Raw genomic sequence first — 14,194 nt, 5'->3', positions numbered from 1 at the left:
ATGATGGAGATGTTCAACAACCTTGCGTTCGGGTTCGAGCACGCGCTGACGCTGCAGAACCTGATGTATTGCGCCATCGGCTGCGTGGTCGGCACGCTGGTCGGCCTGCTGCCTGGCCTGGGCCCGCTCTCGACCATCAGCCTGCTGCTGCCGCTGACCTATTCCATTCCCACCGGCGGCGCGCTGATCATGCTGGCCGGCATCTACTACGGCGCGCAGTACGGCGACAGCGTCAGCGCCATCACCATGAAGATCCCGCATGCGAGCAGTATCGTCGCCTGCATCGACGGGTATCAGATGAACCTGAAGGGCAAGACCGGCCTGGCCTTGTTCACCGCGGGCGTGTCGAGCTTCATCGGCGGCACCGTGGCGATCGTGGTGCTGTCGACGATGGCGCCGGCGCTGGGCGAAGTCGGTCTGCTGTTTGGCCCGGCCGACTATTGCGCGCTGATGCTGCTGGGCTTTTTCTGCGTCAGCTTCGTCAGCAGCGGCAGCCTGCTCAATGGCCTGGCGATGGCCATGATCGGCATCCTGCTGGGCGTGATCGGCACCGACGTCAACAGCGGCGTGGCGCGCTACACCATGGACCTGGCCTTCCTGCAGGACGGCGTGGGCCTGATCAGCATCGCGCTGGGCTGCTTCGGCATCGCCGAGATCGTCAAGAACCTGGACAACCGCAACACGCTGACGCCGTTCAACGGCAAGATCAAGCTGATCCCGACGTGGCCCGAGTTCAAGCGCATCCTGCCCAGCGCGCTGCGCGGCAGCGTGGTCGGTTCGGTGCTGGGCATCCTGCCCGGCGGCGGCCCGACCATCGCGCAGTTCGCCGCCTACGCGGCCGACAAGCGCTTCAGCAAGTACCGCCACGAGATCGGCAGCGGCGCCATCGAGGGCGTCGCGGGCCAGGCGGCGGCCGACGAAGCGGCCGCGCGCACCAGCTTCATCCCGCTGATGGCCATCGGCATCCCCGAGAACGCCGTCATGGCGCTGATGCTGGCCGCGTTCATCGTCAAGGGCATCCAGCCCGGCCCCAACATGATCGGCACCCACCCCGACCTGTTCTGGGGCCTGGTGGCCAGCATGTGGGTGGGCAACTGCTTCCTGCTGATCCTGAACGTGCCGCTGGTGCGCTACTGGCTGTCGGTGTTCAAGATTCCGTACACGGTGCTGTTCCCGGCGATCCTGTTCTTCTGCTGCATCGGCACGTTCAGCATCAACAACAACCTGGACGACATCTACATCACGGCGATCTTCGGCCTGATCGGCTACCTGTTCCTGCGCCTGGGCATGGAAGCCGCGCCGCTGATGCTGGGCTTCATCCTCGGCCCGATGCTGGAAGAGAACTTCCGCCGCGCCATGCTGCTCAGCCGCGGCGAGTTCAGCATCTTCCTGACGCGGCCGATCAGCGGCACGCTGCTGGCGCTGATCGGCGCGGCCGTGGTGTGGCAACTGGTGTCGTTCCTGCGCAAGGCGCGCAAGGCGCCCGCGCTGGAGCAGGCGCCGGCCGAGCCCTGAGGTGGCGGGGTTGCGGGCCTGCGCGGCGTTGCTTCTCGCGCGAGCAGGCCCTAGCCCCTGCCGGTGACGCGGGCGGCGGCCTCGGCCGATTGCTGGACGGCATGGTCGCCGCGAGCGCGCAGATCCGCTTCATAGTCTTGCAAGGCCTGCCCCAGCGGCAGGCCTTTGCACACCTGCGCCAGCCGCGTCGCCAGCGATTGCGCATCGGCCAGGGCGGTGTTGGCGCCCAGGCCGCCCGCCGGGCTCATCGCATGCACCGCGTCGCCCAGGAACGTCAGCCCGGCTTGCGTCCATCGCGGCAGGGGCGGCGCCTGGTAGACGGTCTTGAGCGCGATGCCGCGCGGATCGCCGGCGGCCACCATGGCGGCCAGCGCGGGATGCACCGGCGCCAGCAGGCGCTGCGCGGCTTGCTGCCAGCGCGCGCCCGTCGCGGTGTCGTCCCGCTGGCTCGCGCTGATCGCGGCGTCGTCCGCGCCTAGCACCGCGCGGCGCTCGCCGATGATGGCCCAGTACTGGTAGCCGGGCACCGCCGTCAGCGTGCAACCTGGCGCGAGGCGTTGCGCCAGGGACGGCAGCGCCGCCAGTTTCATGGCGTCCAGCACCAGCGCGTAGCCGGCGCCGAACACCACGCCGGCGCCGTCGCGCAGGGCCGGCGGCAGGCCATCGGGCGTGAGGCAGCCGGCCGGCGCCATGCCGAAGATCGTCACCGTGCCGCTGTCCTCGGGCGCCGCTTGCGGCAGGTGCTGGCGCCGCAGCGCCGAGTGCACGCCGTCGGCGGCCACCACCAGCGTGCCGGGCCGCGCGCGGATGCCTTCCAGGCGCGGGCCGCTGTCATCCATGCCCGCGCAGCCGTGGCCGAAATGCACGCGCCCGTCCAGGCCGGCCAGCAGGATTTCGCGCAGCGTCTGCCGGTGCGCCGAGCGGTCGGGCGGGGTGTCGGCGTCGTCCAGGCGCCACGTGGCCGAGGCGCGTTGCGGCAGCGGCCGCAGTTGCGCGTCGAGCATGGCGCCGGGGTGGTCGTGGGTCGAGCAGCTTTGCTGGAACAGGGCGTACAGGTCCGGCGGCAGGCAGTGCGCCAGCGCCGCCTGGCCCGTGGCGTCGATGCGCAGGCGGTAGCCCTGCACCCGGCTGTCGGTGCGCGCGTCGCGCTCGTAGACGTCGAAATCGATGCCGGCGCGCGCCAGCCCCTGCGCCAGGCACAGGCCGCCCAGGCCGGCGCCGATGATGGAAACGTGGAGATTCTGCATAATGTCCTCGAAGCAAGCCGGCGTTGCCGGCACCCCCACAGCTTGCGCGCAAGCGCGCCCGCGCCGGTAATGCCGGCGCGCCAACAAATGATGCGAACCCGCCAGACCGCTGCCCCCGCGCCCGACTACAGCGAATTGCTCGACGGCCCGGCCGTGTGCGTGTTCCATGGCGCCGACGCGCCCGGCAGCGAATTCCGCCTGGGCTCGCGCGAATACGATTGGCATGCCCATGCCCGCGGGCAGTTGTTCGGGGTGGACAGCGGCGCGATGCGGGTGCGCACCGAGGCCGGCTCGTGGCTGCTGCCGCCGCAGCGCGCGGGCTGGATCCCGCCGGGGCTGCGGCATCGGGTCAGCGTGGCCGGGGCGGCCAGCGGCTGGGTGGCACTGGTGCATCCGCAGGCCGCCGCGGCGTTGCCGGTGGCGCCCTGCGTGCTGGGGGTGGACGGGGTGTTGCGCGCCATGGTGCTGCGCGCGGCCGATTGGCCGGACAAGCTGGCGCTGGACCCGGCGCGCGCGCGCTTCGCGGCCGTGCTGCTCGACGAGATCGGGGCGGCGCCGCGCGAGCGTTTGCACCTGCCGTGGCCGCGCGACCGCCGCCTGGCCCGACTGGCGCAAGTCCTGGCGGAAAACCCGGCCGACAATCGGCCGCTGGAAATTCTGGCCGCGCAGGCCGGGCTGGCGCCGCGCACCGCGCAGCGCCTTTTCCGCAAGGAAACGGGATTGGGCTTCGCGCAGTGGCGCCAGCAACTGCGCCTGATCCATGCGCTGGAGCGCCTGAGCGCCGGCCAGCCGGTGGCGCAGGTGGCCGACGCGCTGGGCTATGCCACGCCCGGCAATTTCATCGCCATGTTCAAGCGCGCCTTCGGCATGACGCCAGGGCGGTACCTGCGGACGCCCCAGGGCGACTTGCCTGACGCGGATTGAACCGCGTGCGCGCTACGCCGCCGACGCGTCCGGGTCGAATCGGTAGGCCAGCACTTCATCACCGGCCGCGTCGATCTCGCCCGTGGGGGTCCAGCCCAGGTGCCGGTAGAAGCCGTGGGACCGCACGCGGGGGTCGGCCGCGCAACTCAGGAACAGGCGCTCATGGCCGAGCCCGCGCAGCGTCCGCATGACCTTGCCCAGCAGCTCGCTGCCGATGCCGCGGCCCTCGTAGGCCGGCAGCAGCGCCAGCACCACGATCTCGCCGCTGTCGCGATCGCCGAAGCAGTAGCCGGCCAGCTCGCCGTCCGCCAGCACCACCACGCCGGGCAGCGAGCCATCGCGGATGCCGCCGCTCCAGCCTTCACAGGTGATGCCGAGCGCGCGCAGGTCTTCGGCGGAGAAGGCGTTCTCGCGGGTGCGGCCGCGCAGGTCGATGCAGGCGGCGGCGTCGTCGGGATGGGCTGGGCCGTAGTGCAGGTTCATGTCGGGTGCAGTCTCACGGAAGCAGGCGCGGCCGGCGCGCCGTGCAAGGCTGGCGCGGCCGGCGCGCCGTGCAAGGCTGGCGCGGCCGGCGCGCCGCGCAAGGCTGGCGCGGCGTTCAACCGCCGAGCGCCGCCAGGTTCAGCGTGTGGCTGCGGCCGATCCACACCGCGCAGTCGCGGTGGTCGCGCAGCGACTCGCCGGTGTTCGGATGCAGGAACACGTCCAGCGCGCCATGGTTGAGCGTCAGCCAGGTGAGCACGCGCGGCAACGCGGCTGGCGCGAAGGCGAGCTGGTAGCTCCATTGCGGGTGCGGGCCGACCGGGCGCTCGTGGAAGCGGCCCATCTGGATGCTGTCGCCGAAGGCGTCCAGCGCCTGTTCGCGCAGCGCCCAGGCCGCGTCGCGGCTGTCGGCGTTGAAGTAGACGTGGGCGTGCCAGCTATCGACGATGGCGGGGTCCAGGATCATGAGGGTCAACCTCCGGCGCGCTTGGCGCAATGGCCGAGTTTGTCGAGCGCGGCCAGGATGCGGTCGCAGTGATCGCCCTGCACCTCGATGACGCCGTCCTTGACGGTGCCGCCGGAGCCGCAGGCGGTACGCAACTGCTTGCCCAGCGCGGCCAGGGCGCCGTCGTCCAGCGGCAGGCCCTTGACCACGGTCACGGCCTTGCCGCCGCGGCCCTTGGTTTCGCGCGAGACGCGCACGCCGCCGGGCGCCGGCACGGGCCGGGCCGCTGCCTTGCACTGGCAATCGGCGAGCGGGCGGCGGCATTGGGGACACATCCGGCCGCCGTCGGTGGAGTAGACGAGTCCGCCTGGGGAGCTGCTTTTCATGGGTAATGCGTGAGGTTGCGGTTCAGGCAGCCATTATGCCGGAGCCGCCGCCGCGAGCCCGGCGTGGGTGGCGCTCACTCGTCGAAGCCGCGATGCCCCAGCGATTCGACCAGGTAGTCGATGAAGGACTTGATGCGCGAGGAGATCGCGGTGTTGCGGTAATAGACCGCATTGACCGGCTGGCGCACGTCCAGCGTCTGGCGCGGGAAAAGCTGGCGCAGCGCGCCGGACTGGCGGTCGGCGCGCGTCATGAAGTCGGAAAGGCAGACGATGCCGGCGTCGTTCAGCGCCAGTTGCCGCAGCGTTTCGCCGCTGAACGAGCGGATCGACGGCTGGATGTGCAGCGGTTGGCCGTCGGCGTCCTCCAGCGGCCATTCGTTCAGCGATTCCAGTTGCGAGAAGCCGAGCAGGGTGTGCTCGCGCAGATCGGCTACCCGCTTGGGCGTGCCGTGCGCCGCCAGGTAGCCGGGGCTGGCCAGCACCCGCACGCGGCTGCGGCCGATCGGCACCGCGTGCAGCGACGAATCCTTCAGGCTGCCGATGCGCAGCGCCAGGTCGGTGCGGCGTTCCAGCAGGTCGATGTTGCCCTCGTTGCTGTTCAGTTCCAGCTCGACCTTGGGATAGCGCTTGCGATAGCCCGGCACCAGCGGAACGATGACGTGCAGCATGAAGGGCGAGGCGGCGTCGACCCGCAGCCGCCCGGCCGGCTGGTTGCGGCGCGCGCGCATCTGTTCCTCGGTCTCTTCGACCGCGGCGATGATCTTGCGGGCCTGCTCCAGGTAGGCGCTGCCTTCCTCGGTCAGTTCCAGCCGCCGGGTGGTGCGGCGCATCAGCGTGGTCTGCAGCTTTTCCTCCAGCCGCGTCATGGTGCGGCTGGTGGCGGAAATGGTCTGCTGCAGCGCATCGGCGGCGGCGGTGATCGAACCGCAGTCCACGATGGCGATAAAGACCTGCATTTCGTCGAGGGTCGTTTTCATATTTGACGTTATATCAAAAGTCTTTCGCCGATACAGGGCTTATTCCGCAAGGATCGCGCGGGCACACTGGGTGCATTCCAACACCTACCCCGGAGTTTTACATGAGCATTCCGTCTTTTGGCGTCGGCACCTTCCGCCTGCAGGGCCAGGTCGTCATCGATTCCGTGCGCAACGCGCTGGACGTCGGCTACCGCGCCGTCGACACCGCCCAGATCTATGAAAACGAAGCCGAAGTGGGCCAGGCCATCGAGGCCAGCGGCATCGCCCGCGCCGACCTGTTCCTGACCACCAAGATCTGGGTGCCGAACTATGGCCGCGCCAAGCTGGTGCCCAGCCTGAAGGACAGCCTGGCCAAGCTGCGCACCGACTACGTCGACCTGACGCTGATCCACTGGCCCGCGCCGGGCAACGGCGTCGCCATCGCCGAGATGATGGCCGGCCTGATGGACGCTCGCGAACAGGGCCTGACGCGCCAGATCGGCATCTCCAACTTCCCCATCGCCGAGACGCGCGAAGCCATCGCCGCCGTCGGCAAGGACGCCATCGCCACCAATCAGATCGAGCTCAGCCCGTATCTGCAGAACCGCAAGCTGGTGGACTTCCTGAATCAGCAGGGCATCCACGTCACGTCGTACATGACGCTGGCCTACGGCAAGGTGCTCAAGGACCCGGTGATCGGCCAGATCGCGCAGCGCCACAACGCCACGCCGGCGCAGGTGGCGCTGGCCTGGGCGCTGCAGCGCGGCTTCGCCGTGATCCCGTCGTCCACCAGGCGCGAGAACCTGGCGAGCAACCTGCTGGCTCGCGACCTGCGCCTGACCGACGCCGACATGGCGCAGATCGCCGCGCTGGAACGCAACGGCCGCGAAGTGAGCCCCGACGGCTTGGCCGCGGCCTGGGACTGAGGCGCGCCATGGACAACGCGCTTTCGAGCCTGACCGCGGGCGGCTTCAGCATCGGCCTGGAAGCGCCCCTGGACAACGACTGGACCGCCGCCGGCGAGCAGGCGCGGCGCCAGGCCGGTCGCCTGCCCGGCGAGCCCGACCTGCAACGCCACGCCGACCTGGCCGTGCTGGCCGACCGGCTCGGCTTTCGCGCCCTGTGGGTGCGCGACGTGCCGCTGTACGACCCGGCCTTCGGCGACGCCGGCCAGGTGTTCGAGATCTTCACCTACCTGGGTTACCTGGCGGGCGTCACGCGCGACATCCTGCTGGGCACCGCCGCGGTGGTGCTGCCGCTGCGCGAGCCGCTGCTGACGCTCAAGTCCGCCGCCAGCGTGCAGCGGCTGAGCGGCAACCGCCTGCTGCTGGGCGTGGCCAGCGGCGATCGGCCGGTGGAGTATCCGCTGTTCGGCCGCGATTTTCCCAATCGCGGCGCCGCTTTCCGCGAACAGGTGGCGCTGCTGCGCCAAGGCGCCCTCGGCAGCCTGCCCGATGGCCTGGAGGTGCTGCCGCGGGCGCCGGCGCCGCCGCTGCTGGTGGCGGGCCTGGCGCAGCAGACGCCGGCCTGGATCGGTGCGCACATGGATGCCTGCCTGGCCTATCCCGGCGCGCCCGACGACCATGCGCGGCGCAGCGCCGCCTGGCGCCAGGTGGCCGGCGGCAAACCCTATGCCAGTTTCATCCACCTGGACCTGGCCGAGGACCCGGACGCGCCGCTGCGGCGCTTTCGCTTCGGCGCGCAGGCGGGCCGCCACGCGCTGGCGCGGGAACTTCATGCGCTGCGCTCCGCGGGCGTGCAGCACATCGGCCTGCACCTGCGGCGCAACCAGCGGCCCCTGGCCGACACGCTGCACGAGATCGCCGAGCACGTGCTGCCGCAGTTCCATGGCGGCGGCGTGCCGGCCCCGCAAGCGGGAACCACGGCCGCCTGAGCCTTTCGCGGCCTATCAACACAAGGAGCAAGCACCATGAAGCTATTCATCACCGGCGCCAGCGGATTCATCGGCGGCGCGGTCGCTACCTCGATGGTCAAGGCCGGCCATGAGGTCCGCGGCCTGATCCGCAACCCCGAGCGCGCCGCCGAGCTGCGCGGTTTCGGCATCGAACCGGTGCTGGGCACATTGGACGACGCGGCGCTGCTGGCGGCCGAGGCGCGCGCCGCCGACGCCGTCATCAACGCGGCTGACAGCGACCATCGTGGCGCCGTCGAGGCCTTGCTGGGCGCGCTGGCCGGCAGCGGCAAGGTGTTCATCCACACCAGTGGCAGCAGCCTGGTCGCCGACGACGCGCTGGGCGAGCCGTCCGACGCGGTGTTCGACGAGACCACGCCGGTGGCGCCGGTGCCGGGTAAGGTGGCGCGCATCGCCATCAACGACCTGATCCACGCCAGCGCGCCCGGCGTGCGCAGCGTGGTGCTGTGCCACAGCCTGATCTACGGTTCGACCGAGGGGCCGCGCGCCGAAAGCGTGCAGATTCCGCCGCTGGTGGCGCAGGCCCGCGAAAGCGGCGTCGCGCGCCACGTCGGCCGCGGCCTGAACCGCTGGTCCAACGTGCACGTCGCCGACGTGGCGGCGCTGTACCGGCTGGCTCTGGACAAGGCGCCGGCCGGCAGTTTCTATTTCGTCGAGAACGGCGAGGCGGCCTTCGTCGACCTGGTTGGCGCCATCGGCCAGACGCTGGGATTGGGGCCGGCCCAGGCCTGGGATCCGGCGCAGGCGGTGGCCTACTGGGGCAAGGACCTGGGCGCCTACGCGCTCGGTTCCAACAGCCGGGTGCGGGCGGGCAAGGCGCGCCGCGAGCTGGGCTGGGCGCCGGTTCATGGCGACGTGATCGCCTGGGTGCGCCAGGCCATCGCCTGACGCGGGCGGCGGCGGGGGCGGCGTCCACAGGGTGGGCCAACGGCGCCGCTTCGTCAGCAAAACGCCAACCGAGTTGCGGTAAGGTAATCGTTCCCTTCAGAGATTCCGCACGGAGCAGAACTTGAAATACCGCAAACTCGGCCGTACCGACCTGGACGTCAGCCTCATCGGCCTGGGCACCATGACCTGGGGCGAGCAGAACACCGAAGCCGAGGCCCACCAGCAACTGGACTACGCGCTCGAGCGCGGCGTCAACCTGGTCGACGTGGCCGAAATGTACCCGGTGCCGCCCAAGCCCGAAACCCAGGGCCTGACCGAAACCTACATCGGCACCTGGCTGGCGCGCAGCAAGCGCCGCCAGGACATCGTGCTGGCCAGCAAGGTGGCCGGCCCGGTGCGCGATCCCAAGCGTCCCGGCCACATTCGCGACGGCAAGACCTTCCTGGACCGCAAGAACCTGACCGAGGCGCTGGACGCCAGCCTCAAGCGCCTGCAGACGGACTACCTGGACCTGTACCAGTTGCACTGGCCCGACCGCACCACCGCCACCTTCGGCCAGTTGTCGTATCCGTGGGTCAAGGACGACCACACCGTGCCGATCGAGGAGACCCTGTCGGTGCTGCAGGACTTCGTTCGCGCCGGCAAGGTGCGCCACGTGGGCGTCTCCAACGAAACGCCGTGGGGCGTGTCGCAGTTCCTGAAGGCCTCCGACAATCTCGGCCTGCCGCGCATCGCCTCGATCCAGAACGCCTACAGCCTGCTCAACCGCGTCTACGAGATCGGCCTGTCCGAATTCAGCCACCACGAAGGCGTGGGCCTGCTGGCCTATTCGCCGCTGGCCATGGGCATGCTTTGCGGCAAGTACCTGGACGGCGCCCGTCCCGCCAATGCGCGCCTGACGCTGTACACGCGCTTCACGCGCTACAGCAATCCGCAGGCCGAGGCCGCCACCCGCGCGTACGTCGAACTGGCGCGCCAGCACGGCATCTCGCCGACGCACCTGGCGCTGGCCTGGGTCAACCAGCGCCCGTTCGTCACCAGCAACCTGATCGGCGCGACCAACCTGCAGCAATTGAAGGAGAACATCGACAGCGTCGACGTCGAACTGTCGTCCGAGCTGCTGCAGGCCATCGACCAGATCCACGTGCGCCATCCCAACCCGGCGCCCTGATCCCCGCCCGCCGCGCCTGCGCGCAGGCGCGGCCCGGGCCGCCCAACCCGACGGCCCGGCCCCTGTTTCTCAATACACGTCGCGCAGGTAGCGCTTGTCGGCCGTCATCCGCGCCACATAGGCTGCCGCCGCGTCGGCGTCCAGGCCGCCATGTTCCGCCACCACCTGCCGGAGCATGGCGTCCACGTCCTTGGCCATGCGTTCGGCATCGCCGCAGACATAGAAATGCGCGCCCTCCTGCAGCCACGCCCAGAGCTGCGCGCCGTGCTCGCGCATGCGGTCCTGCACGTAGACCTTGGCCGCCTGGTCGCGCGAGAACGCCAGGTCCAGCCGTGTCAGCAGGCCGTCATCGCGCAGCGCCTGCAATTCGTCGCGATAGTAGAAATCGCTGGCCGCGTGCCGCTCGCCGAAAAACAACCAGTTGCGGCCGCCATCGCCGCGCGCCCGCCGTTCCTGCAGGAAGGCGCGGAACGGCGCCACGCCGGTGCCGGGGCCGACCATGATCATCGGCGTGTCGCCCTGCCGTGGCGGCCGGAAGTGGCTGGCCTCCTGCACGAAGACCGGCACGTCGGCGGCGCCCGCGCGGTCGGCCAGGAAGGTCGACGAGACGCCCTTGCGCTGGCGCCGGCCGTTGTCATAGCGCACGGCGGACACCGTCAGGTGGACCTCGCCGGGGTGCGCCTTGGGGCTGGACGCGATGGAGTACAGCCGCGGTTGCAGGCGCTTGAGCGCGCCCAGCCACGCCTGCGCCGGCAGCCTGACTGGGTACGCGTGCAGCACGTCGGCCAGTTGCTTGCCCCATAGCCATTGGCGCAGGTCGGCCCGGCGCTCCTCGGCCAGCAATTGCCGCAGCCCCGGGTCGCGGCTGTGTTCCGCGATCAGCGCCAGCGTGGCGGGCGCGGGGCGCGCGATTTCGTAATGCGCGGACAGCGCTTGGGCCAGCGGCATGTCGCCGACGCCCGGCACGCTGGCCACGGCGTCGCCCGACAGGCCCGTCTGCGCCAGGAGCTCCTCCACCAGCTCGGGACAGTTCACCGGCCACACGCCCAGCGCGTCGCCGGCCTGGTAGGCCAGCCCCGAGCCCGAGGTGTCCAGCGCCAGCGCGCGGGTGTCCTTGTCGCCGTGGGCGTTCAGGCGCTGGTTGCCCACCAGGCGCGCGCGCGCCGGGCTCTTGCGGGAGGGCGGCGCGCGACGCATGCCGGGCGGCGAGTCGGCGGGCGTCGGCGGCGCAATGGTCGGCACGATGGCGGGCGCGAGTCGCGCCGCCTGGGCCGGCGAGGCCCCGGCCATGAGGGCCGCGGCGATGTCATCCGGCATCAGGCCGCCCGCTGGATGGCCGTGTCGTTCGGCCTCGGCGGCGTGGATGGCGGCGATGGCGCTTTCCAGCCAGGCCTGGGCCGGCGCCTCGAAGTCCGTGTCGCAATCGACCCGCGCCAGCAAGGGCCGCGCGCCCAATTGCGCCAGCCGCCGGTCGAGCCGGCGACCGTGGCCGCAAAAGGCCTCGTAGTTGCTGTCGCCCAGGGCCAGCACCGCGTGGTGCAGCGACGCCAGTTGCGGCGCGTCGGCGGCGGACAGCGCGCGCCACAGGTCCTGGCCGTTGTCCGGCGCCTCGCCGTCGCCGAAGGTGCTGGTGATCAGCAACAGGTACGGGGCGCGCGCCAGGGCGTCGACCGCGCAGTCCGCCATGCAGGCGGTGCGCAGCGCGAAACCGGCGGCGGCCAGCGCGGCGGCGCTGCGTTCCACCAGCGATTCGGCATTGCCGGTCTGCGAGGCCCACAGCAGCGTCACGCGCGGACGCGGGCCGATGACGCGGATGGCGGCTTCGCCGGCGCCGCTTGCCAGCCCCAGCGGCGCAGCCATGGCCTCGGCCAGCGCGGCGCGGCCTGCCGACACGGCGGGTGGTTCGGCGGCCGTCGTCCTGTCGGCAGGCGCTGACACGCGGCACAGCGCCACCGCGCAGAACTTCAGTTCAGGCTGCTGCGACAATGGATCGATGGCGTCGCTGGTGACCGCGTTGATGCACAGCGCCTCGCCATACACGTCGTTCCAGTGCATGGGGGCGAAACAGTTGCCGGGCCGGACACGGTCGGTGACGACGGCGGGCAGCACCGCGCGCCCGCGCCGCGAACGGATCTCGACGCTGTCGCCGGCGGCGATGCCGAGCGCAGTCGCGTCATCGGGATGGATCTCCACGAACGGCGCGGGATTGAGCTTGTTCAGCATCGGCACCTTGCCGGTCTTGGTCAGCGTATGCCATTGGTGCTGCAGGCGTCCGGTGTTGAGCACCATGGGATAGTCGGCGTCGGGCAGCTCGGCCGGATCGACATGCGGCCGCGCGTGGAATTGCGCGCGGCCATTGGCGGTGGCGAACGCCAGGCGCGGCCGCGCGCCATTCTCCTCTTCGCGCCACGGCTGGCTGACGCCGTCGTTGAGATAGCGGATCGGATTGCGGTCCGGACCGTCGGCGCGCGCACAGGGCCATTGCAGCGGCGTCTCGCGCAATCGCGCATGGCTGGCGCCGCGCAGGTCGTAGCCGGTGGCGGGGTTGGAAAAGCCGGCGATCTCGTCGAACACCTCGGCCGCGCTGGCGTACTGGAACGCGTGGCCGTAGCCCATCTCGCCGGCCACGGCGGCGATGATGCGCCAGTCGGGCAGCGCGTCGCCGGGCGGCGGCACGGCGCGCGGCATCAGCGTCAGGGTGCGCTCGGAATTGATCATCACGCCGTCGGCCTCGGCCCACAGCGCGCCGGGCAGGAGGATGTCGGCATGGCGATTGGTCTCGGTGTCCAGGTAGGCGTCCTGCGCGATCACCAGTTCCGCGGCGCGCAGCCCGGCCAGCACGTTGGCGCGGTTGGCGACGCTGGCCACCGGATTGGTGCAGATGATCCAGCAGGCCTTGATCTCGCCCGCCGCCATGCGCTGGAACAGGTCGATGGTGCCTTGCCCCAGCCGCGCATGCAGCGTGCCGGCCGGCACGCCCCAGCGCGTCTCGACAAAGGCGCGGTCGGCGGCCGACAGCACACTGCGCTGGCCCGGCAGGCCGGGGCCCATGTAGCCCATTTCGCGCCCGCCCATGGCATTGGGCTGGCCGGTCAGCGAGAACGGCCCGCTGCCCGGCCGGCAGATGCGGCCGGTGGCCAGGTGCAGATTGCACAGCGCGTTGGTGTTCCAGGTGCCATGGGTGCTCTGGTTCAACCCCATGGTCCAGCAGCTCATCCATTCCGGCGCCGCGCCGATCCAGTCGGCGGCCTGGCGCAGTTGCGCGGCGGCGATGCCGGTCAGCGCCTCGACGCGCTCGGGCGCGTAGTCGCGCAGGAAGTCCGGCATCGCCTCCCAGCCGTCGGTGTGCGCGGCGATGAAGGCGGCGTCGGTCTTGCCGGCCTCATGCAGCAGATGCAGCAGGCCGTTGAGCAGCGCCAGGTCGGTGCCCGGCTTGATCTTCAGGTGCAGGTGCGCCTTCTCGGCGGTGGTGGTGCGGCGCGGATCGACCACGATCAAACGGGCGCCGGCCCTGACCCTTTCCATCATGCGCAGGTACAGGATCGGATGGCAGTCGGCCATGTTGGCGCCGATCACCAGGAACAGGTCGGCGCGGTCGATGTCCTGGTACGAGCCGGGCGGGCCGTCGGCGCCCAGCGACAACTTGTAGCCGCTGCCGGCGCTGGCCATGCACAGCCGCGAATTCGACTCGATGTTGTTGGTGCCGATGAAGCCTTTGGCCAGCTTGTTGGCCAGGTACTGGGCCTCGATCGACATCTGTCCGGACACGTATAGCGACACCGCGTCCGGCCCGTGCGCATCGATGACGGCACGCAGCCGGCGGGCGGTCTCGCGCAGGGCCTGCGCCATCGGCCTTGGCGCCAGGTCCTGGCCGCGCCGGTCGCGCGCGTAGGCGTGCTCCAGCCGGCCGGACTGGCGCAGGGCGAGGTGGGCCGAGGAACCCTTGGTGCAGAGGCGGCCGAAGTTGCTGGGATGCTCGCGGTTGCCGGTGATCTTCACCACCTGCTCGCGCTCCACATGCAGGGTCATGCCGCAGCCCACGCCACAGTAGGGGCAGACGGTGTCGACGGTGCGCGCGTTGCCGTTCATGCTCGGCTCCAAAAAAAGAAGGCGCCCTGCCTGCGCGGCCAGTGGCCGGGCGGGCAGGGCGCCATTGCCCTGGTTCCCGGCGTGGCCGGGTCGATGTCCTGGCGACGCAAGTTCCATGCCAGTCGGCCGCCGCCGTCGGACCTCGCCCCGCGCCGAC

At 70.8% G+C, this 14,194-nt stretch carries 12 protein-coding genes; 6 read left to right on the top strand and 6 right to left on the bottom strand.

What is annotated here, in order from left to right; translation table 11 throughout:
• Positions 1 to 3 precede the first annotated feature (3 nt).
• The gene (locus AAID08_RS23840; protein WP_054415478.1) at positions 4 to 1,515 is read left to right on the top strand and encodes a tripartite tricarboxylate transporter permease; all 1,512 of its coding nucleotides are present in this window, start codon (positions 4 to 6) and stop codon (positions 1,513 to 1,515) included.
• 50 nt (positions 1,516 to 1,565) lie between these two features.
• On the opposite strand, the gene AAID08_RS23835 is transcribed toward AAID08_RS23840, so the two are convergent.
• Positions 1,566 to 2,762 carry an FAD-dependent oxidoreductase gene (locus AAID08_RS23835; RefSeq protein WP_395756965.1) on the bottom strand — a complete coding sequence of 399 codons (1,197 nt, stop codon included), beginning with the start codon at positions 2,760 to 2,762 and terminating at the stop codon, positions 1,566 to 1,568.
• Between the two features lie 90 nt (positions 2,763 to 2,852).
• Here AAID08_RS23835 and AAID08_RS23830 point away from each other — a divergent pair, with 90 nt between their 5' ends.
• A complete protein-coding gene (locus AAID08_RS23830; RefSeq protein ID WP_395757840.1) occupies positions 2,853 to 3,686 on the top strand; it encodes an AraC family transcriptional regulator in 834 nt (277 codons plus the stop codon).
• 12 nt (positions 3,687 to 3,698) lie between these two features.
• Here the strand turns inward: AAID08_RS23830 and AAID08_RS23825 are convergent, their stop codons facing one another.
• The 4 genes from AAID08_RS23825 to AAID08_RS23810 all read right to left on the bottom strand — a co-directional run bounded on the left by AAID08_RS23825 (position 3,699) and on the right by AAID08_RS23810 (position 5,977).
• On the bottom strand, positions 3,699 to 4,169 hold the full coding sequence (locus AAID08_RS23825; RefSeq protein ID WP_395756964.1) for a GNAT family N-acetyltransferase: 471 nt from the start codon (positions 4,167 to 4,169) through the stop codon (positions 3,699 to 3,701).
• A 115-nt stretch (positions 4,170 to 4,284) separates the two neighbouring features.
• Complete coding sequence (locus tag AAID08_RS23820; RefSeq protein ID WP_064527734.1) at positions 4,285 to 4,635, bottom strand: DOPA 4,5-dioxygenase family protein; 351 nt, start codon at positions 4,633 to 4,635, stop codon at positions 4,285 to 4,287.
• Positions 4,636 to 4,640: 5 nt separating this feature from the next.
• The gene (locus AAID08_RS23815) at positions 4,641 to 5,000 is read right to left on the bottom strand and encodes a translation initiation factor Sui1 (protein ID WP_395756963.1); all 360 of its coding nucleotides are present in this window, start codon (positions 4,998 to 5,000) and stop codon (positions 4,641 to 4,643) included.
• A 74-nt stretch (positions 5,001 to 5,074) separates the two neighbouring features.
• The gene (locus AAID08_RS23810) at positions 5,075 to 5,977 is read right to left on the bottom strand and encodes a LysR substrate-binding domain-containing protein (protein WP_395756962.1); all 903 of its coding nucleotides are present in this window, start codon (positions 5,975 to 5,977) and stop codon (positions 5,075 to 5,077) included.
• 101 nt (positions 5,978 to 6,078) lie between these two features.
• Between AAID08_RS23810 and dkgB the strand changes: the two genes are divergently transcribed.
• From dkgB to AAID08_RS23790, 4 genes are all read left to right on the top strand, one after another.
• On the top strand, positions 6,079 to 6,882 hold the full coding sequence (gene dkgB, locus AAID08_RS23805; RefSeq protein ID WP_064527739.1) for a 2,5-didehydrogluconate reductase DkgB: 804 nt from the start codon (positions 6,079 to 6,081) through the stop codon (positions 6,880 to 6,882).
• Positions 6,883 to 6,890: 8 nt separating this feature from the next.
• Positions 6,891 to 7,850: a TIGR03571 family LLM class oxidoreductase gene (locus AAID08_RS23800; RefSeq protein ID WP_175188964.1), complete on the top strand. Its 960-nt coding sequence runs from the start codon at positions 6,891 to 6,893 to the stop codon at positions 7,848 to 7,850.
• 36 nt (positions 7,851 to 7,886) lie between these two features.
• A complete protein-coding gene (locus AAID08_RS23795) occupies positions 7,887 to 8,777 on the top strand; it encodes an NAD-dependent epimerase/dehydratase family protein (RefSeq protein WP_395756961.1) in 891 nt (296 codons plus the stop codon).
• Between the two features lie 121 nt (positions 8,778 to 8,898).
• Complete coding sequence (locus AAID08_RS23790; protein ID WP_054415256.1) at positions 8,899 to 9,948, top strand: NADP(H)-dependent aldo-keto reductase; 1,050 nt, start codon at positions 8,899 to 8,901, stop codon at positions 9,946 to 9,948.
• A gap of 69 nt (positions 9,949 to 10,017) precedes the next feature.
• Here AAID08_RS23790 and AAID08_RS23785 read toward each other — a convergent pair whose 3' ends face one another.
• A complete protein-coding gene (locus AAID08_RS23785; RefSeq protein WP_395756960.1) occupies positions 10,018 to 14,037 on the bottom strand; it encodes a molybdopterin-dependent oxidoreductase in 4,020 nt (1,339 codons plus the stop codon).
• Positions 14,038 to 14,194: the final 157 nt, after the last annotated feature.

Origin of the sequence: Achromobacter sp. EB05, from assembly GCF_044232075.1 — a bacterium.
In the GTDB taxonomy this organism is placed as follows: domain Bacteria; phylum Pseudomonadota; class Gammaproteobacteria; order Burkholderiales; family Burkholderiaceae_B; genus Achromobacter; species Achromobacter dolens.
This window is presented reverse-complemented; position numbering and strand designations above follow the sequence as displayed.